Annotated in this window: 23 protein-coding genes and 1 pseudogene; 17 read left to right on the plus strand and 7 right to left on the minus strand. The window is 71.2% G+C overall.

The features are described from left to right. The first annotated feature begins 91 nt into the window (after window positions 1-91). Window positions 92-778 carry a triacylglycerol lipase gene (locus tag AB0M63_RS19820; protein WP_355904290.1) on the plus strand — a complete coding sequence of 229 codons (687 nt, stop codon included), beginning with the start codon at window positions 92-94 and terminating at the stop codon, window positions 776-778. Window positions 779-872: 94 nt separating this feature from the next. After that, window positions 873-1,559: a class I SAM-dependent methyltransferase gene (locus tag AB0M63_RS19825; protein ID WP_355904287.1), complete on the plus strand. Its 687-nt coding sequence runs from the start codon at window positions 873-875 to the stop codon at window positions 1,557-1,559. A gap of 240 nt (window positions 1,560-1,799) precedes the next feature. Here the strand turns inward: AB0M63_RS19825 and AB0M63_RS19830 are convergent, their stop codons facing one another. Both AB0M63_RS19830 and AB0M63_RS19835 read right to left on the minus strand, forming a co-directional pair. Next, a complete protein-coding gene (locus AB0M63_RS19830; protein WP_355904284.1) occupies window positions 1,800-2,174 on the minus strand; it encodes a fic family toxin-antitoxin system, toxin component in 375 nt (124 codons plus the stop codon). Between the two features lie 5 nt (window positions 2,175-2,179). After that, on the minus strand, window positions 2,180-2,419 hold the full coding sequence (locus tag AB0M63_RS19835) for a toxin-antitoxin system HicB family antitoxin (RefSeq protein ID WP_355904281.1): 240 nt from the start codon (window positions 2,417-2,419) through the stop codon (window positions 2,180-2,182). Between the two features lie 209 nt (window positions 2,420-2,628). Here AB0M63_RS19835 and AB0M63_RS19840 point away from each other — a divergent pair, with 209 nt between their 5' ends. The 9 genes from AB0M63_RS19840 to mug all read left to right on the plus strand — a co-directional run bounded on the left by AB0M63_RS19840 (window position 2,629) and on the right by mug (window position 12,891). After that, entirely contained in the window at window positions 2,629-3,456 is an 828-nt protein-coding gene (locus tag AB0M63_RS19840; protein ID WP_366020258.1) for an ABC transporter ATP-binding protein, read from the plus strand. 4 nt (window positions 3,457-3,460) lie between these two features. Beyond that, on the plus strand, window positions 3,461-6,031 hold the full coding sequence (locus tag AB0M63_RS19845; RefSeq protein WP_366020259.1) for an ABC transporter permease: 2,571 nt from the start codon (window positions 3,461-3,463) through the stop codon (window positions 6,029-6,031). A gap of 48 nt (window positions 6,032-6,079) precedes the next feature. Further along, window positions 6,080-6,955, plus strand: coding sequence for an LLM class F420-dependent oxidoreductase (locus AB0M63_RS19850; protein ID WP_366020260.1), 876 nt, complete (start codon window positions 6,080-6,082; stop codon window positions 6,953-6,955). Between the two features lie 28 nt (window positions 6,956-6,983). Then, window positions 6,984-7,409, plus strand: a complete 426-nt coding sequence (locus AB0M63_RS19855) for a GNAT family N-acetyltransferase (protein ID WP_366020261.1) — start codon at window positions 6,984-6,986, stop codon at window positions 7,407-7,409. 150 nt (window positions 7,410-7,559) lie between these two features. After that, the gene (locus AB0M63_RS19860; RefSeq protein WP_366020262.1) at window positions 7,560-8,945 is read left to right on the plus strand and encodes a hemolysin family protein; all 1,386 of its coding nucleotides are present in this window, start codon (window positions 7,560-7,562) and stop codon (window positions 8,943-8,945) included. Then, window positions 8,942-9,955: a hemolysin family protein gene (locus AB0M63_RS19865; RefSeq protein ID WP_355904263.1), complete on the plus strand. Its 1,014-nt coding sequence runs from the start codon at window positions 8,942-8,944 to the stop codon at window positions 9,953-9,955. The genes AB0M63_RS19860 and AB0M63_RS19865 overlap by 4 nt, the downstream gene beginning before the upstream one ends. 68 nt (window positions 9,956-10,023) lie before the next feature. After that, the gene (locus tag AB0M63_RS19870) at window positions 10,024-10,809 is read left to right on the plus strand and encodes an SGNH/GDSL hydrolase family protein (RefSeq protein WP_355904260.1); all 786 of its coding nucleotides are present in this window, start codon (window positions 10,024-10,026) and stop codon (window positions 10,807-10,809) included. 97 nt (window positions 10,810-10,906) lie between these two features. After that, window positions 10,907-12,349, plus strand: coding sequence for an adenylosuccinate lyase (purB, locus tag AB0M63_RS19875; RefSeq protein ID WP_355904257.1), 1,443 nt, complete (start codon window positions 10,907-10,909; stop codon window positions 12,347-12,349). Continuing rightward, entirely contained in the window at window positions 12,346-12,891 is a 546-nt protein-coding gene (mug, locus tag AB0M63_RS19880; RefSeq protein WP_366020394.1) for a G/U mismatch-specific DNA glycosylase, read from the plus strand. The genes purB and mug overlap by 4 nt, the downstream gene beginning before the upstream one ends. Before the next feature lie 97 nt (window positions 12,892-12,988). Here the strand turns inward: mug and AB0M63_RS19885 are convergent, their stop codons facing one another. Beyond that, window positions 12,989-13,708 (minus strand): ABC transporter permease, encoded by a 720-nt coding sequence (locus tag AB0M63_RS19885; RefSeq protein ID WP_366020263.1) that lies wholly within the window; start codon window positions 13,706-13,708, stop codon window positions 12,989-12,991. Between the two features lie 2 nt (window positions 13,709-13,710). Continuing rightward, window positions 13,711-14,631: an ABC transporter ATP-binding protein gene (locus AB0M63_RS19890; protein WP_355904251.1), complete on the minus strand. Its 921-nt coding sequence runs from the start codon at window positions 14,629-14,631 to the stop codon at window positions 13,711-13,713. A gap of 108 nt (window positions 14,632-14,739) precedes the next feature. On the opposite strand from AB0M63_RS19890, the gene AB0M63_RS19895 reads away from it, so the two are divergent. The 3 genes from AB0M63_RS19895 to AB0M63_RS19905 all read left to right on the plus strand — a co-directional run bounded on the left by AB0M63_RS19895 (window position 14,740) and on the right by AB0M63_RS19905 (window position 17,825). Continuing rightward, on the plus strand, window positions 14,740-15,894 hold the full coding sequence (locus AB0M63_RS19895) for a histidine kinase (RefSeq protein ID WP_355904248.1): 1,155 nt from the start codon (window positions 14,740-14,742) through the stop codon (window positions 15,892-15,894). Window positions 15,895-15,908: 14 nt separating this feature from the next. Further along, window positions 15,909-16,571 (plus strand): response regulator transcription factor, encoded by a 663-nt coding sequence (locus AB0M63_RS19900; RefSeq protein WP_355904245.1) that lies wholly within the window; start codon window positions 15,909-15,911, stop codon window positions 16,569-16,571. A 99-nt stretch (window positions 16,572-16,670) separates the two neighbouring features. Further along, on the plus strand, window positions 16,671-17,825 hold the full coding sequence (locus AB0M63_RS19905) for an ROK family transcriptional regulator (RefSeq protein WP_355904242.1): 1,155 nt from the start codon (window positions 16,671-16,673) through the stop codon (window positions 17,823-17,825). Between the two features lie 138 nt (window positions 17,826-17,963). On the opposite strand, the gene AB0M63_RS19910 is transcribed toward AB0M63_RS19905, so the two are convergent. Together AB0M63_RS19910 and AB0M63_RS19915 are read right to left on the minus strand one after the other, a co-directional pair. Next, the gene (locus AB0M63_RS19910; protein ID WP_355904239.1) at window positions 17,964-18,725 is read right to left on the minus strand and encodes a GntR family transcriptional regulator; all 762 of its coding nucleotides are present in this window, start codon (window positions 18,723-18,725) and stop codon (window positions 17,964-17,966) included. Between the two features lie 238 nt (window positions 18,726-18,963). After that, window positions 18,964-19,848, minus strand: a complete 885-nt coding sequence (locus AB0M63_RS19915; protein ID WP_355904236.1) for an RNA polymerase sigma-70 factor — start codon at window positions 19,846-19,848, stop codon at window positions 18,964-18,966. A gap of 109 nt (window positions 19,849-19,957) precedes the next feature. On the opposite strand from AB0M63_RS19915, the gene AB0M63_RS19920 reads away from it, so the two are divergent. Both AB0M63_RS19920 and AB0M63_RS19925 read left to right on the plus strand, forming a co-directional pair. Then, window positions 19,958-20,611 carry an NAD(P)-binding domain-containing protein gene (locus AB0M63_RS19920; protein WP_355904233.1) on the plus strand — a complete coding sequence of 218 codons (654 nt, stop codon included), beginning with the start codon at window positions 19,958-19,960 and terminating at the stop codon, window positions 20,609-20,611. A gap of 137 nt (window positions 20,612-20,748) precedes the next feature. Then, window positions 20,749-21,579, plus strand: a complete 831-nt coding sequence (locus AB0M63_RS19925; RefSeq protein ID WP_355904230.1) for an alpha/beta hydrolase — start codon at window positions 20,749-20,751, stop codon at window positions 21,577-21,579. Between the two features lie 45 nt (window positions 21,580-21,624). On the opposite strand, the pseudogene AB0M63_RS19930 reads toward AB0M63_RS19925, so the two are convergent. Beyond that, window positions 21,625-22,518, minus strand: a pseudogene (locus AB0M63_RS19930) (DMT family transporter); the annotation flags it as partial. Here AB0M63_RS19930 and AB0M63_RS19935 point away from each other — a divergent pair. Further along, window positions 22,509-23,966, plus strand: a complete 1,458-nt coding sequence (locus AB0M63_RS19935; RefSeq protein WP_366020264.1) for a PLP-dependent aminotransferase family protein — start codon at window positions 22,509-22,511, stop codon at window positions 23,964-23,966. The pseudogene AB0M63_RS19930 and the gene AB0M63_RS19935 overlap by 10 nt on opposite strands. Window positions 23,967-23,985 lie beyond the last annotated feature (19 nt).

A 23,985-nucleotide genomic window follows, 5' to 3' on the forward strand; every position in this document is an offset into this window, starting at 1 on the left:
AATTCACCCGTAAAGACCGGCGATTTCGCCGATGCGGCGCGCGTAGACCCCGCTGACACTCCTGACAACCCCACCCGTATCAGGAGGCTTCATGCAGCGCCACAAGCGTCGCATCGCCACGGCCCTGTCGGCCGTGACCACCTCGCTCCTTCTGTCACTCTCCCTGGCCTCTACTCCCGCCCACGCGGCGAGCCACGATCCGATCGTGTTCGTGCACGGTCTGAGCAGCGACTCCAGCAGCTGGAACGACTGGATCGCGGACTTCAAGGCCGACGGCTACTCGTCCTCCGAGCTGTACGCGATCTCGTACGACTGGACGAAGTCGAACGTCACGACCGCCTCGACACTGTCGGCCTACATCCAGTCCGTCCTCTCCAGTACCGGCGCCTCGAAGGTCGACCTGGTGGTCCACTCCATGGGCGCGCTCAACAGCCGCTACTACCTCAAGAACCTGGGCGGGACCTCGTACGTGGACCACTTCGTGTCCGTCGCCGGCGTGAACCACGGCACCTCCATCGCCTCCCTGTGCGGGTGGCTGTACACGTCCTGCAAGGAGATGCAGACGGGAAGTTCGTTCCTGACGGCACTCAATTCGGGCGACGAGACGCCTGGCAGCGTGTCGTACGCGGCCTACTGGTCGGACTGCGACGAGGCGATCAACCCGGACACCTCGGCCGAGCTGAGCGGTGCGACAAATGTCGATGTCGGGTGCATCTCGCACACCGACATGAACGACGACCACGGCGTCTACGAGCAGGTCCGGGACTTCATCTCCTGACCCGCCCGGGGCGGCAGCGGGGGTGGTCAAGGACGGCAGGGGGGACAATCCCGGTAGGGACCGGTTTCGGTCCGGTCCGGTCCGGGAGGTCGCCATGCCGCTACGGTCCGCAGGCTCCGGCAGTGTGCCGCGGGACGCCGTCCACCACCCGCTGTTCGCCCGTTACTACGCCCGTTTCAGTGTGACCGCCGAGTCACGGCTCGGCATGGCCGGAATGCGCGACCGGCTGCTCGCCGGGCTCGCGGGGCGGGTCATCGAGATCGGGGCCGGAAACGGCCTGAACTTCGCGCATTACCCGAGCGCCGTATCGGAGGTCGTCGCGATCGAGCCCGAGCGGAGTCTGCGGCAGTTGGCCGTGGAGTCCGCGCTCCGCTCCGAGGTACCCGTCGACGTGGTGCCGGGCGCCGCGGAGAAGCTCCCCGTCAAGAGTGAGGCCTTCGACGCGGCCGTCCTCTCCCTGGTGCTGTGCAGCGTGCGCGATGTGCCACGAGCACTCGCCGAGGTACGGCGGGTACTGCGCCCCGGCGGAGTCCTGCGCTTCTTCGAGCACGGCCGGGGCGGCGGCCCCGCGATGACCTTCACCCAGCGCGCCCTGGACCGCACCCTGTGGCCACCCCTGAACGGCGGCTGCCACCTGTCCCGCGACCCGATCGCCGCGCTACGCGCCGCTGGGTTCGAACTCGGGCCGTACCGGAGGGTGTTGATCCCGGAGAAGGGACCTACGCTGCCGACCTCCTACTGCGTCCTCGGCACGGCCTGGCGCCCGGTCACGGAGGACTGATCGCAGACTCCACCGGCACAACTCGCGTGCGCTGTGCCACGAACGCTCGCGGAGCCAGGGGGGTGCTGCCGCCCCGGCGGGGTCCTGCGAATCTCCGAGCACGGCCGAGGCGGCGGACCTGTGACGGCCTTCACTCAGCGCGCCTGGACTGCGCTCTGCGGCCGGGAAAGGCCCCACACTGCCGACCTCCTACTGCGCACTCGGGGGGGCACAACCTGGCGACCAGTCACAGAAGACTGATCACAGACTCCACTGCCGCAGCTCATGCGCGATGTCGTCGACCGACGCCTCGCCGCTCTTCACCAACCGGGCCAGGTCGCGGACCTGTTCGGGTGAGGTGACGACCTTCAGGCCGCTGGCGACCAGGTAGGCGTAGGCGACCGCGGAGGCGAAGAGCGCGTTGGAGCGCTCCAACGCGGGGACGTGGATGAGGAGTTGGAGTAAAGCGGCGGCGCGGGCGTGCGGGCTGTCGTAGACCGGGACGTCGAATATGTCGGCCTGGTGGCGGGCGACGGCGGCGACGAGTGCGCCCCAGTCGGTGACCTGGGGGTCTCCGGGGGTCTTCTGTTCGGCGAGCATCAGCAGCCAGGCGAGGTCGATCCTGAGGTTGTTCAAAGGGATCAGCGGCGACCTTCGCGAGTGCTCTCCCCGTCGGCGCCGAACTCGTCGGCGAAGACGGACTCGTACTGCTTCATGAAGTCGGCCGCGGCCTCGACGAACGTATGGCCGACCTGGCCGGTGTCCTGTCTGACCAGCTCTTCTATGTACCGGTTGACGCTCATGCCCCGCGCCAGGGCACGCTCACGGGCCGCGCGGGCGGTGCCCTCGTCCACGCGTACGTTCAACTGGGTCTTCGCCATACCTAGACGCTAGCGCCGGAACGCTAGCACTGGCAAGCGGTCCTCCGACGGGTGGAGATTGCCCCTTACACCGGTATCGGGGGACCGACCTGGGGTGGAGGCCGCCTCGGCCGCACGGGGGATATCGGGTGTGCGGCGCGTCACACTAAGCTCGGCGCGCGACGAAGGCGTCGGAACGTCAACGAGCGAAGGAATCCCAGGGGGCTGTCTTGTCCACATCTGCTGCGGAGCACGCTCCGGGCCACGCCTCGGCCGGCGGGATCGCGGCCCGCGCCCACGGACTGACCAAGGCGTACGGCTCGGGCGAGACGACCGTGCTCGCCCTGGACTCGGTGGACGTGGACATCGCGCGCGGCCGCTTCACCGCGGTCATGGGCCCCTCGGGCTCCGGCAAGTCCACGCTGATGCACTGCCTGGCGGGGCTCGACACCGTCTCGGCCGGACAGGTGTGGCTCGGCGACACCGAGATCACGGGGCTGAAGGACCGCGAGCTGACCCGACTGCGCCGGGACCGGATCGGGTTCATGTTCCAGTCGTTCAACCTCATCCCGACCCTCAACGCGGCCGAGAACATCACGCTGCCCATGGACATCGCCGGCCAGAAGCCGGACCAGAAGTGGCTGGACCAGGTCATCGACACGCTCGGGCTGCGGGACCGCCTCAAGCACCGGCCGTCCCAGTTGTCCGGCGGCCAGCAGCAGCGGGTGGCCTGCGCGCGGGCGCTCGCCTCCCGCCCGGAGCTGATCTTCGCGGACGAGCCGACCGGCAACCTCGACTCGCGCGCCGGTCTGGAGGTGCTCGGCTTTCTGCGCGACGCGGTCGACGACCTGGGCCAGACCGTGGTCATGGTCACCCACGACCCGGGCGCCGCCGCCCACTCCGACCTGGTGCTCTTCCTCGGGGACGGGCGGATCGTGGACGAGATGGAACGCCCGACGGCGGAGGCGGTGCTGGAACGGATGAAGCGGTTCGACCTGGCCCGCGGCCAATTCGACGGCCCTGCGGACGGGACCGACGTATCCCTCGACAAGGACTGAACCCGTGCTGAAGGCGACCCTCCGGAGCTTCCTCGCGCACAAGGGACGGCTGCTGCTCTCGGCGCTGGCCGTCGTGCTGTCCGTGGCGTTCGTGGCCGGCAGCCTGATCTTCTCCGACACGGTGACCCGTACCTTCGACCGGCTCTTCGCCTCCACGTCCGCCGATGTGACCGTCGAGCCGAAGCAGGACCTCAAGTCCTCGGTACCCACCGGCGCGACCGAGACCGTGCCCGCCGCACTCGCCGGGCAGGTGGCGAAGGTGGCCGGGGTCGCCGCGACCCACGCGGACGTGTCCGTGCAGAACATCGTGGTCGTCGACAGCAGGGACAAGTCGGTCGGCCCGACCACGGGCGCGCCCACCATCGCCACCGACTGGTACCTCACCGACCGCAGCCCGGTGAAACTCACCTCGGGACACGCCCCGCAGGGGGCCGGTCAGGCCCTGCTGGACGCGGACACCGCCGACACCAAGCACGTGAAGATCGGTGACACGCTCACCGTGCAGGCGCAGCCCGGCAGCTTCAAGGTCGAGATCGTCGGCATCGCCACCTTCACCACCACCAACCCCGGCGCCGCCCTGGTCTTCCTCGACCCCGCCACCGCGAAGGACCAGCTGCTCGGCGCACCCGACCGGGCCACCAGCATCTCGGTGGACGCGGCCAAGGGCGTCACCGACGCCGTACTCAAGCAGCGGGTGACGGCCGCGATCGGCTCGTCCGGCAGCTACGACATCAAGACCGCCGACGAACAGGCCAAGTCGGCCGCCGCCGACCTGGGCGGCTTCCTCGACGTCATCAAGTACGTGATGTTGGGTTTCGCCGGGATCGCGGTCCTGGTCGGGATCTTCCTGATCGTCAACACGTTCTCGATGCTGATCGCCCAACGCACCCGAGAACTGGGCCTGTTGCGCGCCCTGGGTGCCGACCGCAAGCAGGTGCGGCGCTCGGTGCTCACCGAGGCGCTGCTGCTCGGTCTGGTCGGCTCGACGCTGGGTCTGGCGGCCGGGATCGGGCTGGCGGCCGGGCTGATCAAGCTGATGACCGCGTTCGGGATGAACCTCAAGACCACGGAGATGGTGGTCAGTTGGCCGACTCCCGTGGCGGCGTACGTGGTTGGTGTCGGTGTCACCTTCGTCGCCGCCTATCTCCCGGCCCGGCGGGCCGCCGTCGTCTCGCCGATGGCGGCTCTCGCGGACGCCGAAGTCGCCGGTGTGGGAAAGCCGTTGAGGGTACGTGCCGTCGTGGGTGCGATCGTCGGCGTGATCGGTGTGGCCGCGCTCGCGGGCTGCGCCGCCGCGACGAAAACCGCCTCGGCGTCCTCGCTCCTGGGCCTCGGGATCGTGCTGACGCTCATCGCGACCGTGATCGCGGGCCCACTCCTGGTCCGCCCGATGATCCGGATCCTGGGCGGCGCCTTCCCCGCCCTGTTCGGCTCGGTCGGCCGGATGAGCCAGCGCAACGCCCTGCGCAACCCGCGCCGTACGGGCGCCACCGCGGCGGCCCTGATGGTGGGCCTGGCCCTGGTGGGTGGGATGTCGGTGGCGAGCGCCTCCATGTCCAAGTCCTTCGACCAGCAGATCGACAAGACCCTGGGCGCCGACTTCGTGATCCAGAACGGCAACTTCCTGCCGTTCTCGAATGAGGTCACGGACCATGTGCGCGCCACCGACGGCGTCGGACTCGTCGTACGCGCCCGCTTCGCACCGCTCGCGGTCCGGCTGCCGGACGGCAAGCGGGTGGAGACGACGGCGGCCGGTTACGACACCCCGCTCGACGACGTCGCCCACATCAAGTACGCCCGGGGCAACACCACTTCGGCGCTCGCGGCCGGACACCTCGCCATGGACGTCGACTTCGCGAAGGACCACGGCGTACGGCTCGGCAGCGTGCTCCCCGTCGAGTTCCCGGGCGGCCGTACCACACGGTTGACGGTGGGCGCCCTCACCGACCAGGAGTCGTCGGGCGGGTTCGGCACGCAGGGCGGGCTGTTCTTCGGGATCGCCACGGTCGAGAAGTACGTCCCGAACGGCCAGGACTCCGCGCTGTACGTGAACGCCACCTCCGGCACCGGCGCCGACCAGCTCCGCAAGGCGCTGGACACGACGCTGAAGCCCTATCCGCAGGTGCAGGTGCGCGACGAGGCCGACTACAAGAAGCTGGTCCACGATCAGATCGCCGTACTGCTGTATCTGGTGTACGCGCTGCTCGGGCTGGCCATCGTCATCGCGGTGCTCGGTGTGGTCAACACCCTTGCTCTGTCGGTCGTCGAGCGCACCCGGGAGATCGGACTGCTGCGCGCGATCGGGCTCGGCCGGCGCCAACTGCGGCGGATGATCCGGCTGGAGTCGGTGGTGATCGCGGTGTTCGGCGCGGTGCTGGGGCTTGGGCTCGGGCTGGTGTGGGGCGTGTGCGCGCAACAAGTGCTGGCGCTCCAGGGCATGAAGGCGCTCGCGGTGCCGTGGAGCACGATCGTCGCGGTGGTGATCGGCTCGGCGGTGGTCGGCATCGTCGCGGCACTGCTGCCCGCGTTGCGTGCGTCCCGCATGAATGTGCTGGCGGCGATCGCGCACGAGTGATGGAATCGCGGCGACCGTGATCAAGTCCGTTGTCACCGGGGAGAGTTCATGCCGCGACCGTTCCGTTTCGGGGCCAGCCTGCTCACGTCCGCGCCCGCCGCCGAGTGGCGCGCCAGATGCCGACGGGTCGAGGAACTCGGCTACGACGTGCTCCTGGTCCCCGACCATCTGGGCATGGTCGCGCCGTTCCCGGCGCTGGTCGCGGCGGCGGAGGCGACGCAGCGGCCCCGGGTGGGCACGTTCGTGCTCAACGCGGGTTTCTGGAACCCGACTCTGCTGGCCCGTGAGGTGACGACGACCAACGACCTGACGGGCGGCCGCCTCGAACTCGGGCTCGGCACCGGCTACGTACAGGCGGAGCACGACACGGCCGGGCTGCCCTTCGGTTCGCCGGGCGAGCGGGTGGACCATCTGCGGCGCACGGTCGAGGAGTTGGGGCGGCTGCTCGACTCCGCTGAGCCCCGGGTGCCGCTGCTCCTCGGCGGCAACGGCGACCGGATGCTCCGGCTGACCGCCGAGCACGCGGACATCGCGGCGTTCACGGGTGCGCGGTTGGTGCCGGACGACAGGGACGGAAAACTGGTGCCGCTCGACACCACCGCGTTCGGCCAACGGGTCGGCCGGTACCGGGAGTTCGCGGCCGGCCGCGAGGAGCCCGCCGAACTGAACCTGCTGATCCAGCTCGTGGCGGTGACCGACGACCCCGCGAGCGCGCTCCGGCCGCTGCTGGACCGCCGGCCGGACCTCGCCCTGGAGCAGGTGCTCGACCTCCCCACCATGCTGGTCGGCACCCTGGACCACATCACCGCGAAGCTGCGCGCGCTGCGCGACCGGTACGGGTTCTCCTATCTCACCGTGCTGGAGCCGTACATGGAGGCGTTCGCACCGGTCGTCGAGGAACTGCGCCGAAACCAACTCGCCTGACCCGCCCTCCCTCTGCTTGGCTCACCCCATGAGTGATCTTCATATCCGCAGTGCCGCCCACTCCGACATCGACGCCGTGCTGGCGTTCTGGCGTGAGGCCGCCGAAGGGACGAGCATCAGCGACGACCGGGACGGCGTGGCCCGGCTCATCGACAGGGATCCGGACGCGCTGATCCTCGCGGAACGTGACGGGCGGCTCGTCGGGTCCGTGATCGCCGGCTTCGACGGCTGGCGCTGTCATCTGTACCGGCTGGCCGTGCACCCGGAGCACCGTCGCCGGGGCATCGGCTCGGCGCTGCTCACGGCGGCCGAGGAGCGGTTCGTGGCGTTGGGCGGACGGCGCGGGGACGCGATGGTGCTGGAACGCAACGAGACCGGTCAGCATGCCTGGGGCGCGGCGGGGTACGTACGCGAGGACCACTGGCGGCGCTGGGTGAAGCACCTCACCACCTGATCGCTTTGCTCATCCTTTACTATTGGCGGACGACTCGGAACTTCTGATTCTCCTCGAAAGGTGTGAGCGTCCGCCCATGGGCGAGCCTCCCAGTACGCGACATCGCGCGATCCTCCCTGCCCTGTCCGATCATGGGACGGAGGTGACCCGATGACCGAAGTGCTTCTGCTGCTGGTGGCGATCCTGCTCTCGCTCCTCTGCGGTGCCTTCGTCGCGGCCGAGTTCTCGCTGACCACCGTCGAGCGCGGCGAGCTGGAGCGCGCGGTCGAGCGCGGCGAGCGCGGCGCCTCCGGTGCCCTGAAGGCCGTACGGAATCTGACCTTCCAGCTCTCCGGCGCGCAGCTCGGCATCACCGTCACCAACCTGGTCGTCGGCATGCTCTCCGAGCCGTCGATCGCCGCGCTGATCGCGGGCCCCCTGGAGTCGCTGGGCATCTCGCACTCCGCGTCGAAGTCCGTCGCTCTGGTGCTGGGTACGGCGCTGTCGACGGTGTTCCTGATGGTCGTGGGCGAGCTGGTGCCCAAGAACTGGGCGATCTCCTCACCGCTCGGCGTGGCCAAGCGGGTGGGCAACGCGCAGCGCTGGTTCAGTGCCGCGTTCCGCCCGTTCATCAGCCATCTGAACAACACGGCCAACCACGTGGTGCGCGCCTTCGGCCTGGAGCCGGCCGAGGAGCTGGCCTCCGCGCGCGGGCCGCAGGAGCTGGCCGCGCTGGCCCGGCACTCCGCCAAGGAGGGCGCCCTGGAGCCGGACACGGCCGAGCTGTTCGTCCGCACCCTGAACCTCGCCGACCTCACCGCGGAGAACGTGATGACGCCCCGCGTCCAGGTCGTCGCCCTCGACGCCCAGGCGACCTGCGAGGACGTGGCCAACGCGACCCGGGCGACCGGGCTGTCCCGGTTCCCCGTCTACCGCGGCAGCCTGGACGAGGTCGTCGGCACCGTGCACATCAAGGACGTCCTGGCGGTGCCCGCGGACCGGCGGGCCCGCTTCCCGCTCTCCGAGATGCTGCGCGAACCCCTCCTCGTCCCGGAGTCCCTGACCGTGGACCGCCTCCTGGACCGGCTCTCCGGCAAGCGCACGATGGCCGTCGTCATCGACGAGTACGGCGGTACGGCGGGAGTCGCGACCCTGGAGGACATCGTCGAGGAAGTCGTGGGCGAGGTGCGGGACGAGCACGATCCGCACGAGACGCCCGATCTCGCTCCGGCCGGGAAGGACGACGAGGGCCGCACACTGTTCTCGGCGGACGGCGCCGCCCGCGTGGACCAGCTCGCGCGCGTCGGCCTGCGGGCACCCGAGGGGCCGTACGAGACGCTGGCCGGTCTGGTCGCCACCGAGCTGGGGCGGATCCCGGAGGTCGGGGACACCGTCGAGGTCGTCGGGTGGCGGATCGACGTGGTGGACGCGTCCGGGCGCCGGGCCGCGCGGCTGCTGCTGCACGCGCCGCGCGATACCGGATCCGATTCCGGCTCCGGATCCGATTCCGGCTCGGGCTCGGGCTCCGGCCCCGGCTCTGCGAAGGGGGCGCTGTGACCGCCGTACAACTGCTGATCGGGTTGGCGACGCTGGTCGTCAACGCCTTCTTCGTGGCCGCCGAGTTCGCGCTGATCTCGGTGCGCCGCAGCCAGATCGAGCCGCATGCCGAACAGGGCGACCGGCGCGCCAAGAGCGTGCTGTGGGGTCTCCAGCACGTCTCGGCGCTGATGGCCGCGGCCCAGCTCGGCATCACGCTGTGCACGCTGGTGCTGGGCATCGTCGCCGAGCCGGCGATCGCGCATCTGCTGGAGCCGGTGTTCCACGCGGTCGGCGTGCCGGAGAGCGCGGGGCACGCGGTGTCCTTCGTGATCGCGCTGACCGCGGCGACCTATCTGCACATGCTGCTCGGCGAGATGGTGCCGAAGAACATCGCCCTGGCCGAGCCGGTGCGCAGCGCGCTGCTGCTGGGGCCGCCGCTGGTGACGCTGTCGCGGGCGCTGCGCCCGGTGATCTTCACGGTCAACGCGTTCGCCAACACGCTGCTCAAACTGCTGCGGGTCGAGGTCAAGGACGAGGTCACGGCGACCTTCTCGGACGCCGAACTCGCCCGGATCGTCCGGGACTCCGGTGAGGCGGGCCTCATCGACGAACGGGCCCGCGAGCGGCTGAACGACGCGCTGGAACTGGGCAGCAGACCGGTACAGGACGTCGTGCTCCCCCTCGAACGCGTCGACTACGTGGTCGCGGGCGTCACCCCGGCCGAGCTGGAGGTGCTGTCGGCCGAGTCAGGCTTCTCCCGCTTCCCTGTGGTGGACGCCGAGCGCCGCATCATCGGCTACCTCCACGTCAAGGACGCCCTGGACGCCTCACCGCGCGACGAGCCGTTCAAGGTGGAGGACATGCGGTCCATCGCGAACATCCGGGAGAGCACGCCCATGGACGACGTCCTCACCGCGATGCGCAGCAGCCGCACGCATCTCGCGGCGGTGCTCGACGAGGAGGGTCGGCTGACCGGGCTTGTGACGATGGAGGACGTGCTGCGGGAGCTCTTCGGGCAGCGGGCGTGAGCCCGGCCCGGTGAGCGTGGAGGCCGACCGACCGGCGGGTATGCGTGCGGGTTACCATCTCTGTCGCCATGCAGACGAATCCCACGCACACCAGCCTGGTCGCGATCGGCGACTCCTTCACCGAGGGCATGTCGGACCTGCTCCCGGACGGCTCCTACCGGGGCTGGGCCGACCTCCTCGCCGGGCGGATGGCCGCCCACGCGCCCGGTTTCCGGTACGCCAACCTCGCCGTGCGCGGCAAGCTGATCGCGCAGATCGTCGACGAGCAGGTCGGCCTGGCCGCCGCCATGCAGCCCGATGTGATCACGCTGGTCGGCGGCCTCAACGACACCCTGCGCCCCAAGGTCGACATGGGCCGGGTGCGCGGCCTGCTGGAAGAGGCCGTCGAACGCCTCACTCCCGCCTGCAAACAACTGGTCCTGATGCGCAGCCCGGGCCGCGAGGGCCCGGTCCAGCAGCGCTTCCGGCCCCGCATGGAGGAACTCTTCGCCTGCGTCGACGACCTCGCGGAGCGGCACGGCGCCCTGGTCGTGGACCTGTACGGCGCCCCCTCGCTCGCCGACCAGCGCATGTGGGACGTGGACCGCCTGCACCTCACGGACGAGGGCCACCGCCGGGTCGCCGAGGCGGTCTGGCAGACCCTCGGTTACGACGCGGAGGACACCGAGTGGCGCACCCCGATGCCGCCGACCCCACCCCTGAACTGGACCGCCCGCCGCGTCGCCGACGCCCGCTTCACCCGCCAGTACCTGCTCCCCTGGATAGCCCGCCGCCTCACCGGCCGCTCCTCGGGGGACGGTCTCTCCCCCAAACGCCCGGACCTGCTGCCGTACGAGGGTCCGGCGGCCCGGTAACCGAGGACGACTGTCACACCGTGACGTGGGTCTCGTAGCTTTCGACGAAGAGAGCTGTGGCGCTGGCCTGCACGAATCGCCAGTAGAATCCGTACACGTGACTTCCGCTCCCGCCAAGCCCCGCATCCCGAACGTCCTCGCCGGACGCTACGCCTCCGCCGAGCTCGCCACGCTCTGGTCGCCCGAGCAGAAGGTGAAGCTGGAGCGGCAGCTCTGGCTCGCTGTGCTGCGGGCGCAGAAGGACCTCGGGATCGAGGTGCCGGACGCCGCGATCGCCGACTACGAGCGGGTGCTCGACACCGTCGACCTGGCCTCCATCGCCGAACGCGAGAAGGTCACGCGGCACGATGTGAAGGCGCGGATCGAGGAGTTCAACGACCTCGCCGGGCACGAGCAGGTGCACAAAGGCATGACTTCCCGGGATCTGACGGAGAACGTCGAGCAGTTGCAGATCCGGCTCTCCCTGGAGCTGATGCGGGACCGTACGGTGGCCGTACTGGCCCGGCTCGGCAAGCTGGCCGGTGAGTACGGCGAGCTGGTCATGGCCGGCCGCTCGCACAACGTGGCCGCGCAGGCCACCACCCTCGGCAAGCGTTTCGCGACCGCCGCCGACGAGCTGCTCGTGGCGTACGGCCGGGTCGAGGAGCTGCTCGGCCGCTACCCGCTGCGCGGCATCAAGGGCCCGGTGGGCACGGCTCAGGACATGCTGGACCTGCTCGGCGGTGACGCGGCGAAGCTCGCGGAGCTGGAGCAGCGGATCGCCTCGCACCTCGGCTTCTCGCAGGCATTCACATCGGTCGGCCAGGTGTACCCGCGCTCGCTGGACTACGAGGTCGTGACCGCGCTGGTGCAGGTCGCGGCGGCGCCCTCGTCGCTGGCGAAGACGATCCGGCTGATGGCCGGCATCGAGCTGGTCACCGAGGGCTTCAAGCCGGGCCAGGTCGGCTCGTCCGCGATGCCGCACAAGATGAACACCCGCTCCTGCGAGCGCGTCAACGGCCTGATGGTCATCCTGCGCGGCTACGCGTCGATGACCGGCGAGCTGGCGGGCGACCAGTGGAACGAGGGCGACGTGTCCTGCTCGGTGGTGCGCCGGGTCGCGCTGCCCGACGCGTTCTTCGCGCTCGACGGTCTGCTGGAGACGTTCCTGACCGTGCTCGACGAGTTCGGTGCGTTCCCGGCGGTCGTGGCGCGTGAGCTGGACCGCTATCTGCCGTTCCTCGCGACGACGAAGGTGCTGATGGCCGCCGTTCGCGCCGGTGTCGGCCGGGAGGTCGCGCACGAGGCGATCAAGGAGAACGCCGTCGCCTCCGCGCTGGCGATGCGTGAACAGGGCGCCGAGCGCAACGAGTTGCTGGACAAGCTCGCCGCCGACGAGCGCATCCCGCTCGACCGCGCCCAGTTGGACGCGCTGATGGCCGACAAGCTGTCCTTCACGGGCGCCGCCGCCGATCAGGTCGCCGCCGTGGTCGCCCGGGTCGAGGAGATCGCCAAGCAGCACCCGGAGGCCGCGGGATACACCCCGGGGGCGATCCTCTGACCCGCTTCACCCAGGCCGAGTTGGAGGCCGCCCGCGACCGTCTCGTACCGGACGTCGTCGCGGACGGCCTCTCCGTGCTCTTCTGCGGCATCAACCCGGGTCTGATGACGGCGGCCACGGGCCATCACTTCGCCCGCCCGGGCAACCGCTTCTGGCCGGTGCTGCACCTGTCCGGCTTCACGCCGAAGCTCATGAAGCCCGCGGAGCAGGGTGAGTTGCTGTCGTACGGGCTCGGCATCACCAACGTGGTGGCGCGGGCGTCGGCCCGGGCCGACGAGCTGAGCGCCGAGGAGTACCGCGAGGGCGGGCAGGTGCTCGCGTCGAAGCTGACGGGGTGGAAGCCGCGCTGGCTGGCCGTGCTGGGCGTCACCGCCTACCGGACCGCTTTTGACGACCGCCGGGCTCAAGTAGGGCCGCAGGAGCGGATGTTCGGGGACACGCGGGTGTGGGTGCTGCCCAACCCGAGCGGGTTGAACGCCCATTGGACGGCGGCGACGATGGCCGAGGAGTTCGGCCGACTGCGGGAAGCCGCGCGGGGTTAGCCGGTCTCGGTGGGCCCTGGTGCGCTGTGCGATGTCCATGTGATCCAGTGAACCGCTCACCACTGACAATGGACGGGGCGCCGGAGCCCGGACGCGGTCAGGCGTCCCGGCGCCGTACGCTCCACGCCCCCGCCGCCAGCGCCGCCGCTGTCCACAGGGCCGTCACCGCGAGCCCGGTCCAGGGGCCCATCGCGCCGTCCCAGGTCTCGTGCAGCGCCACCTGACCGGCCCGGTCGGGCAGCAGGTCCGCGATGTTGTTCGACATGTCGCCGATGACGAAGGACACGATCAACAGGAACGGAATGAGGATGCTCAGCGTGGCCGTGCCGCTGCGCAGCAATGCCGTGAGTCCGGCCGCGAACAGGGCCATCAGCGTGAGGTAGACGGCACAGCCGACCACACCGCGGATCTGCTCCGCCCAGCCGAGTCCGTCAGCCTCGGCGCCGAGCACCGCCCTGCCCACCAGCAGCGTCACGACGCCGGTGACCAGGCCGACGGCCAGCACAGGTGCGGCGATCGCCGTCGCCTTGGCCGCGAACCAGCGCCCCCGGTGCGGCACCGCGGCCAGCGACAGCCGTAGCGCTCCACCCTGGAACTCGGAGGACACGGCGGTGGTGCCGAAGGCGATCGCCGCGATCTGGCCGAAGCTCACACCGAAGAAGATCGAGAAGAGCGGGTCGAAGTCGTCGCCGGTGTCGGACGAGGCGAGTGCGGAGAAGAGCGCCGTCACCGCGAGGATCGCGGCGAGGGCCGCGAGCAGCGAGCGCAGGGTACGGATCTTGATCCACTCGGAGTGGAAGACGGGTGCGAACGTCATGGTCAGGTCTCCTGGTGGGGTGCGGTGAACTCGGTCTCGGCGGCCGTCAGATCGAGGTAGGCCTGCTCCAACGTGCCCTCGGCGGGCGCCAGTTCGAGGATCGGTACGCCCGCGCCGGACAGCAGGGCGCCGATCTCCTCCACGCGGGCGTGCGCCACGGTCCAGTGCCCCTCCTCGTGCTCCACGGCGTCGTGGCCGTGCTGGGCGAGCGCGCTCTTGAGGGCGCCGGGGTCCGTCGTACGGATGCGTATGTGGGGTTGCACGCGCGCGTCGATGAAGTCCCGCATCGGGGTGTCGGCCAGGAGTCGTCCTCGTCCCAGGACCACGAGGTGGTCGGCGAAGGAGGCGGTCTCGTTCATCAGGTGGCTTGAGACCAGGACCGTGCGCCCCTCCGAGGCGAGTCGGCGCAGCAACTCCCGGATCCAGACGATGCCTTCGGGGTCGAGTCCGTTCGACGGCTCGTCCAGCAGGATCACCTCGGGATCACCCAGGAGGGCACCGGCGATGCCCAGCCGCTGGCGCATGCCCAGGGAGTACGTCCTCACCCGGCGCCGCGCGACCGACGCGAGCCCCGTCTCCTCCAGCACCGCGTCGGCCCGGGCGGCCGGGATGCGGTTGCTCGCCGCCAAGGCGCGCAGATGGTCACGGCCGGTGCGGGAGCCATGGGCGGCCTGCGCGTCCAACAGGGCGCCCACATGGCGCAGCGGCTCGGTGAGCGCGGCGTAGGGGCGGCCTCCGATGGTGGCGGTTCCGGAGGTGGGCCGGTCGAGGCCGAGGACGAGGCGCATGGTGGTGGACTTCCCGGCGCCGTTGGGGCCGAGGAAGCCGGTGACCTTGCCGGGCCGGACGTCGAAGGTGACATGGTCCACGGCCCGCCGGGTGCCGTACTCCTTGGTGAGGTCTCGTACGTCGATGCTGGTCATGACCAACAGCCTGGCTGTTCAAAGGAGTTGGCTGCTCCCCCGCCGGTGGAGATCGCCTCCCCCGCCCGGGGGAGGCCGATTGTCGGTGCCGGCTGTCACGATGTCGGAATGGCCCGCTTCCTGCGCCCGCTGCTCCGGGGGACGACATACACACGTCTGTTGCACCTCTGGGTGCCGATGCTGCTCACCAGCGTGTGGATCCTCATCAGTCCGGAGACCCCGTACGCACCCGCGCTCATGCTGATCCCGGTCGGTCTGATCCCGGCCGTGCGGATCGGGGAAGGCGTGCAGGCGCAGTTGCTGCTGACGCCGGGCGAGCAGGACTCGGGGATCTCCGTGGCGCGGTCGGCGACCTGGCGGGACCGGGGCCGCATCGTGCTGTGGCTGGAGGCCAGGATGGCTCTGGGCTGGGCGACCTCGTTCGCCTGCGTATGGCTGCCTATCATCGCGTTCCAGCTGATCGAGATCGCGCGCGGACACGTGCCCGACGATGTGCCGCTCCTCAAGGAGGCGGCGCCGCACGGCTGGTACGCCTTGTTGGTGCCCCTCCCCCTGGTCGCGCTGTACGCGGCCGTGGTCGGCCTCGGCGAGCTGGCCACGCTGTTGGCCAGACGCATGCTCGGGCCCTCCCCCGCGGAGCGGCTCGCCGCGCTGGAGGAGCGCACCGAGCAACTACTGGAACGCAATCGCATCGCGCGGGAGTTGCACGACTCCATCGGGCACGCGCTGACGGTGGCCGTGGTGCAGGCGGGTGCCGCCCGGGCGGCGGGCGATCCGGAGTTCACCGAGCGGGCGCTGGGCGCCATCGAGGAGACCGGCCGGGCCGCGCTGGAGGACCTGGAGCGGGTGCTGGGCGTGCTGCGTGAGGCGGAGCGGCCGGTGAGCAGTCGGCCGACGCTGGTCGACGCCGACCGGCTGCTTGAGTCCGCGCGGGCTTCCGGGGCGAAGGTCGACGCGGAGGTGACCGGGCCGTTGGAGACGGTGCCGGGACCGGTCTCCCGTGAGGGGTACCGGATTCTGCAGGAGGCGCTGACCAATGTGCTGCGGCACGCGGGGGCCGTGCCTGTCCGGGTCCGTATCGAGGTCGCGGACGGCACTCTCGATCTGGAGGTCCGCAATCCGCTGACGGCGGCGATATCCGGGCCCGGGCGGGGCAGTGGGCTGCGGGGCATACGGGAGCGGGCCGCGCTGCTCGGGGGCCGGGCGCACACTGGGCCCGACGAGGGTGACTGGCAGGTGCACGCCGAGCTGCCGCTGGGCTGATCTAGGCTGGCCGGATGCCGGTCACCGTTCTCCTGGTCGATGACGAACCCCTCGTACGCGCGGGTCTGCGGGCCGTGCTGGAGGCGCAGCCGGACATCGAGGTGGTCGGGGAGGCGGCCGACGGGGCGGCGGTGATCCCGCTGGTGCGGCGGCTGCGGCCCGATGTGGTCGCCATGGATGTGCGGATGCCGCTGCTGGACGGCATCGAGGCCACGCGCGCGGTGCTGCGGACGGTCGACGATCCGCCGAAGATCCTGGTCATCACGACCTTCGAGAACGACGAGTACGTCTACGAGGCGCTGCGGGCCGGTGCCGACGGCTTCCTGCTGAAGCGGGCCCGGCCCGCCGAGATCGTGCACGCGGTACGGCTGGTGGCCGAGGGCGAGTCGCTGCTCTTCCCGGCGTCCGTACGGCAGTTGGCCGCGGAGTACGGCGACGACGGCGGGAACCGGGCGGCGCGGGCGGTGATGGAGCGGGCCCGGTTGACCGAGCGCGAGGCCGAGGTGCTGCGGCTGATGGCCAGGGGGTTGTCGAACGCGGAGATCGCCGGCCGGCTGGTCGTCGGGACCGAGACGGTGAAGTCGCATGTGAGCGCCGTGCTGGCGAAGCTGGGGGCGCGGGACCGTACGCAGGCGGTGATCGCGGCCTACGAGTCGGGGTTCGTGGCGCCCGGGTGAACCGGCGGGGCGGGTGGGCCCGGAGCGCCCGGCACTCGCCGGGGTCCGCCGCGCCGAGTACGATCCGCCCAACACGCGCACGAGCTGGGAGGACAGACCTTGGCGGGGCTGACCGGCGGGGACCCCTCACTGCTGCGGAGGATCAACTCCGCGGTGGTGTTGCACGCACTGCGTGCCACGGACTGCGCCACGCTGACGGAGATCACCCGGGTGACCGGGCTGTCCCGGCCGACCGTCGAAGGTGTCGTCGAGGGCTTGATCGAGGCCGGGCTGGTCGTCGAGAAGGCGGCCGACGAGAGCGTTGTACGGCGACAGGGGCGGCCGGCGCGCCGGTTCAGGTTCCGGGCCGAGGCCGGGCATCTGCTCGGGCTGGAGATCGGCGCACATCGCGTCGCCGTGCTCCTCGCCGACCTGGACGGCCGGGTGCTCGGCGCCATCGCCAAGGACGTCGACGAGACGGCCACGGCGGACGAGCGCCTGGAGCGGCTGCGGACCGCGGTCGCCGAGCTGCTGCGCCGGGCCGGAGTCGCCCGCGGTTCCCTGCGCGCGGTGGGCGTCGCCACACCGGGCATCGTCGAGGCGGACGGCACCGTACGGCTGGGCACCGCGCTGCCCCAGTGGACGGGACTGCACCTGGGCGAGCGGCTGAGCCGCTCCTTCAAGTGCCCGGTGCTGGTCGAGAACGACGCCAACGCGGCGGCGGTGGCCGAGCATTGGAAGGGCGCCGCCACCGAGTCCGACGACATGGTGATGGTGCTGGCGGGGCTGAGCCCGGGTGCCGGTTCGCTGATCGGCGGGCGGCTGCACCGGGGGTATCGCGGGGCGGCCGGTGAGATCGGCGCACTGCATCTGCTGGGCCGGGACGTGACTCCGGAGACGTTGCTGTCGACGACGGACGAGCCGCTGCACCCGCTGGACGAGCAGGCGGTCGCGCAGGTCTTCGCGCTGGCCCGCGACGGCGACCAGCGGGCCCGCGCGGCCGTCGACCGTTTCATACAGCGCCTGGTCCACGACGTGGCGGCGCTGGTCCTGGCCCTCGACCCGGAGCTGGTCGTGGTGGGCGGCTGGGCGGCCGGTCTGGACGGTGTACTGGAGCCGCTGCGGCGGGAGTTGGCGCGCTACTGCCTGCGTCCGCCGAAGGTGGCGCTGTCGCTGCTCGGCGAGGCGGCCGTGGCGACGGGGGCGCTGCGGCTGGCCCTGGACCATGTCGAGGAGCAGTTGTTCGCGGTGGAGGGCACGGTGACGCGGCGCTAGCTCGGCCGCGGTGGTTGTTTGTCGCCCGCGGCGCCGTTGTGGCTGGGCACATCGATACCGCCCCGCGCCCCTTCGTGCGCCAAATCGTCGCGCCCCGGGTGGAGTTCCCGGGGCGCGAAGGACGAGCAGTGATAGTGGTCAGGAGGCCTGGCGCTCCGGGCCGTGGTGTATTTCGACGCCGCCGGAGTCGGCGAAGGTCAGCCGGCAGGTGTCCGCGCGGTAGGTCGCGACGGAGACCGCGGCCGTGCGGCCCTCGGCGAAGAAGCGGGTCGTGACGACCAGAACCGGCGCCCCGGGGAGGCGGTCCAGCTCCTTGGCGTCGTCCGCGCGGGCCGAGCCGAGTTCGACGGCGCGGTCCTGGCCCTCCAGTTCGAGACGCTGGAGTTCGCGCAGTACCGCACGCGCGCGTGCCGTCGCGGACGGAGTGTCGATCGCGGAGAGGTCGGGCACCGACGACTCCGGGATGTAGAGCAACTCCGCGGCGACCGGTTGGCCGTGGCTCACCCGGGAGCGCCGCACGATGTGCACCGGTTCCTCGGAACCGGTCTCCAGGACACCCGCGACGGCCGCCGGCGGAGCCGCCAGCACACAGTCGACGGACTGCCAGGCGTCCTCCGCGGCGCCCGGCCAGACCTGCTGCTCGGTGCCGACGGCGACACCCACGCGCGGCGGCGCGACGGTCGTACCGACGCCGCGGCGGCGCTGGAGCCGGCCTTCGAGTTCGAGTTGTTCCAGAGCCTGCCGGAGCGTGGCCCGGGCGACGCCGAAGCGGGCGGCCAGGTCTCGCTCGTTGGGCAGGATCTCGCCCACGGAGAACTCGGAGTCCAGTGCCTCACTGAGCACTGTCTTGAGATGCCAGTACTTCGGCTCCGGCACCGATTCCAACTGCGTGGTCCCCACCCTGTCCTCCGCAATCGCCGTGGTCCGGCGGCGTTTTAGCGCCCTTGTTTATTAAAGGTTGTTTCACTTATCAGCGACCATAGGACGGCCCACACCCTTGGTCAAGACCAATCCTCGATCCCACAGGCAACACAGAGAGCGGTTACCCGCGAGCGTTCATGGAGCGTTGGCGCCCGGCCCGTTTGGTGACGCGACGGCAAAGCCCCCGTCACGAAACGGGGGCCTTGTCCCGGGATGGCTAAGCGGAAGCCAGCGAGCGGAGCTTGTCGGGATTGCGGACGATGTAGACGGAACGGATGCGTCCGTCGAAAACGTCCACCTGGAAAACGCTGTCGGGCGCGTCACCCGAAAGGACCAGGACCGCCGGTCCGCCGTTCAGCTCAAGGAAGCGGAACGAGATCTCCGGGATGCCCTTGCCGGCGACGGCGACCAGGAAGCGGCCCACGTTGTCGGCGCTCTCCAGGATCCGCAGCGGGGCCTTGGCCTTGCCGCCGCTGTCGCCCACCAGGCGGACGTCCGGGGCGAGCAGTTCCATCAGGCCGGCCAGGTCGCCCTCGGCCGCCGCCGCGAGGAACCGCTCGGTCAGATCGCGGCGTTGGGCCGGGTCGACCTCGTAGCGCGGGCGCCGTTCGTCGACGTGTCTGCGGGCCCGTCCGGAGAGTTGGCGCACCGCGGGCTCTTCGCGATCCAGCATCGCCGCGATCTCGGCGTAGGGGTAGCCGAAGGCCTCCCTGAGGACGAACACGGCGCGTTCCAGGGGCGAGAGCGACTCCAGGACGACGAGTACGGCGAGGGAGACGGAGTCGGCGAGCACGGCCCGTTCGGCGGTGTCCTCGACGGTGTCCCCGAAGTCGGTGACATACGGCTCGGGCAGCCAGGGGCCGACATAGGCCTCGCCGCGCGCCTTGACCTGGCGCAGCCGGTCGATCGCGAGGCGGGTGGTGACGCGCACCAGGTAGGCACGTGGTTCGCGGACCTGGCCGCGGTCGGCTGCGGACCAGCGCAGCCAGGCCTCCTGGACCACGTCCTCGGCGTCGGCCACCCGCCCGAGCATGCGGTAGGCGACGCCCATGAGGACGGGGCGGTGTTCTTCGAAGACATCGGTCGGGGTTTCGGTGGTCACCGTCTCATCCCATGCGACGCGTGCGGCCCTGTCTAGGAGAAACCCGTGTGTCCCGGAGCAGAATTGGCCGCGGGCCGGCGCTGTCCGGCGTCTCTTCTCGGAGGTGACCATGCGGTATGCGGTGCTGGGTACGGGCGAGGTGGGCCGCACGCTGGGCGGCAGGCTGGTCGAGCTGGGACACGAGGTGACCCTGGGCTCGCGCACGAAGGACAATCCGGCCGCCGCGAAATGGGCCGAGGACGTGGGTGCCGGTGCGCGCACCGGTACGTTCGCGGAGGCGGCAGCGGCGGGTGAGGTGATCGTGAACGCCGTGGGCGGCCGGGTGGCGCTCGCGGCGTTGGAGGCGGCCGGGGCGGAGCACCTCGACGGCAAGGTCGTTCTCGATGTCTCCAATCCCATGGCGTTCGAGGACGGACGGCTCAGGCTGTCGCCCGTGGAGTCGGACAGTGTGGGCGAGCAGATCCAGCGGACGTTCCCGCACGCGCGCGTGGTGAAGTCCCTGAACACCGTCAACTGCCGGGTGATGGTGGAGCCTTCGCTGGTGCCGGGCGAGCACCAGGTGTTCGTCTCCGGTGCGGACGCGGCGGCCAAGGCACAGGTGACGTCCCTGCTCGGGGAGTTCGGCTGGCCCGCGCACCGGGTGCTGGACCTGGGCGGCATCGAGTCGGCGCGGGCGGTGGAGATGTTCCTGCCACTGTGGCTGGACCTGTTCCGGAACATCGGGCACGGCGAGTTCAACCTGGAAGTGCGCAGGGCGCGTTGAGGGTCGGGGGACGCGCTATGAGCGTAGGGGTGCGATGTTCACGACACCCGGGGCTACCGGTCGGTAGCAGTTGCTGACAAGCTGTCTACACGGCCTGTACGCCGTCCGTCAGCGCGTCCCAGACGAGGAGCACCCCCATGTCCGCCACCGTCTCCTTCCCGGTCCCCACTCCGCACGGCCCGCGGACCGTGACCGTGTCCTACGCGCGCGTGGGCAGCGGCGAACCGCTGCTCCTGCTGCACGGCATAGGCCACCACCGGCAGGCCTGGGACCCGGTGGTGGACATCCTCGCCACCGAGCGCGACGTGATCGCCGTGGACCTGCCCGGGTTCGGTGCCTCGCCCGCGCTGCCGGAGGGGCTGTCGTACGACCTGCCCACGACCGCCGCCGTGTTCCGGGCCTTCTGTGAGGCGCTGGGGCTGGAGCGTCCGCATGTGGCGGGCAACTCGCTGGGCGGGCTGATGGCCCTGGAGCTGGGCCGCGAGAAGGTCGTACGGTCCGTCACGGCGCTGTCCCCGGCCGGGTTCTGGTCGCAGGCCGAGCGTCGCTACGCCTTCGGTGTGCTGCTCACCATGCGGCGGATCGCCCGCGGCATGCCGCTCCCGCTGGTCGAGCGGCTGGCCCGCACGGCGGCCGGCCGTACCGCCCTCACCAGCACCATCTACGCCCGCCCGGGCCGCCGTTCACCCGAGGCCGTGGTCGCCGAGACGCTCGCGCTGGTCAACGCCCCCGGGTTCGACGCCACCCTCCGGTCCGGTGCGACCGTCCAGTTCACCGACGATCTCCCCGGTATCCCGGTCACCGTGGCCTGGGGCACCCAGGACCGGCTGCTGCTGCGCCGCCAGGGCGTCCGCGCCAAGCGGTTGATACCCCGCTCCCGGCTGGTGCGGCTGCCCGGCTGCGGGCACTGCCCGATGAACGACGACCCGGCGCTGGTCGCGCGCGTCATCCTCGACGGCAGCCGCTGACCGGCGCGACAACAGCGACAACGCGCCGGATCCCAGGGCGACTCCGGCGCCGACGAGGGCACTGCCGACGGCCTGGGCGGCGCCGTAGGAGCCCGTTCCGACGAGCGGCGCGGTGGCGGCCGCGGCGACCGGGATGAGGCCGGAGAAGAGCGTGGCGCGCTCCGCGCCGATCCGTTGCAGGCCCATGTACCAGCACACGAAGCCGACGACAGTGACGACCGCCGCCTGCCACAGCAGCGCGGCGGCCTCGGTGTGGTCGGGTCGCCGTAGCCACCCGGAGCCGTCGAGGAGCAGCCCGGTCGTCGCCGCCTCGATCGCGGCGACACCGCACACCGTGGCCGACAACAGCCGTGGGCCCAGCGGGCGCAGTACCGGAACCGCGAGTACGGCGAAGCCGACCTCCCCCGCGAGTGCGCACCCGGAGAAGGCGATTCCGGCGCCGTCCGTGCGGCCCCACCCCTGGACCGTGAACGCGCCGACGGCGACGAGCGACGCCCCGTGGAGCACGACCCGGCGGGGACGGCGTCCCTCCAGGAGAGGGACGATGACCGCGACGGCCACGGGAGCGCAGCCCACGAAGACACCCGGGACGGCCGGTTCGGCGCTGCGCTCGGCGGCGATGACGGCCAGGTTGAAGCCGACCATGCCGACGGCGGCGAGCAGCGCGAGACGGGCCCACTGGCGTGGCGTGAGCGCGCGCAGCCGGGCCGTCGCGCCCTTGCCGGTGAACGGGAGCAGCAGCAGACAGGCGAGGCCGTAGCGCAGGAACTGGCCGCCGGCGTAGGGATAGCGGCCCAGGACGCTGTTGGCCGTGAAGGACGCCCCGACGAGGACGCAGGCGAAGGCGGCGAGCGAGGTGCCGCGCGCGGTGGTGGCGTTCATGGCAGCGACGCTAGGAACGGTGGCGGTCCGGATTAAGGTCCACTTCCATGACGTCATCGCGGACCAATCCGGAGAGGCCGAGCGAACCGGAGGGTCTGACGAATTCCGCCGCTTGGGAACTGCTCCTTCCGGCCGCCTCGGCACCCGCACGCGCGCGTGGGCGCTCTCTTCAGGCGGCGCTGCGCGAGGCGGTGCGTACCGGGCGGCTGGCGCCGGACACCCGGCTGCCGTCGAGCCGGGACCTGGCGGCCGACCTCGGGGTGTCACGGGGGCTGGTCACCGAGGCGTACGAGCAGTTGACGGCGGAGGGGTATCTGCGCAGCGGCCGGGGCGCGGGCACCTGGGTGGGCGGTGCCGTGCGGGCGGCGCGGCCACGCGCGCGTGACCTCGCGCCGCGCTCCCCCGGCGCCCGGGCCGACTTCGTGGCCGGGACACCGGACCTGTCGCTGTTCCCGCGCGCGGCCTGGGCCGCCGCGCAGCGCGGTGTGCTGGCCGAGTTGCCGCACGACGTGCTCGGGTATCCCGATCCGCGCGGGCTGCCCCGACTGCGTACGGCTCTCGCGGAACTCCTCGCGCGCCGCCGGGGTGTGGTCGCCGACCCGGAGCGGCTCGTCGTGGTCTCCGGGGTGGCGCAGGCGACGACGCTGCTGGGATTCGTGCTCCACGCGCGCGGGATGCGCACCGTCGGCGTCGAGGACCCGGGCAGCCCCCAGCACGACGCCCTGTACGCCTCGGCGGGCGTGGGCACCGTACCGCTGCCCCTGGACGCGGAGGGCCTGGCTCTCGCGCCGCTGCGGGCGTCCGGCGTGCGGGCCTTGGTGACGACGCCCGCCCACCAGTTCCCCACGGGCATCGCCTACTCCGCGCGACGGCGGGCCCAACTCCTGGACTGGGCGCGGTCGGTGGACGGTCTGGTCTTCGAGGACGACTACGACGGCGACTTCCGCTACGACCGGGCACCCGTGGGCGCGCTCCAGGGCCTCGACCCTGAGCGTGTCGCCTACGCGGGCTCGGTCAGCAAGTCCCTCGCCCCGGGGCTGCGGCTCGGCTGGCTGCTGGTGCCGGAGTCGCTGGCCGACGAGGTCGTCGAGCGCAAGCGGACCATGGACCTCGGCCATCCGACCCTCGACCAGGCGCTGTTCGCCCGCTTCCTGGAACGCGGCGACTACGACCGCCAGTTGCGCCGCTGTCAGCGCGCCTACCGGCAGCGCCGCGACACCCTCGTGGCCGCCCTGGAGGAGCACTTCCCCGGCGCGGAGGTCACCGGGATCGCCGCGGGACTGCACGTCATCGCCGAACTGCCCGAGAAGTACGGCCCCAAGGAGGAGTTCCTGGACCGCGCGGCCTCCGCCGGTGTCGCGGTGCGCCCGCTCACCGCCTACGCACACGCGCGTGCGGACGACGCGGTCGTACGGCTGGTCCTGGGGTACGCGCACCAGTCCCCCGCGCGGATCCGTGCGGGGATACGCCTGATGGCCGGCGCCACGCACCCGCGCGGGCGCTGATCTCGTCGCGTTCCGTTGT

Source organism: Streptomyces sp. NPDC051576 (genome assembly GCF_040681835.1).
Taxonomy (GTDB): domain Bacteria; phylum Actinomycetota; class Actinomycetes; order Streptomycetales; family Streptomycetaceae; genus Streptomyces.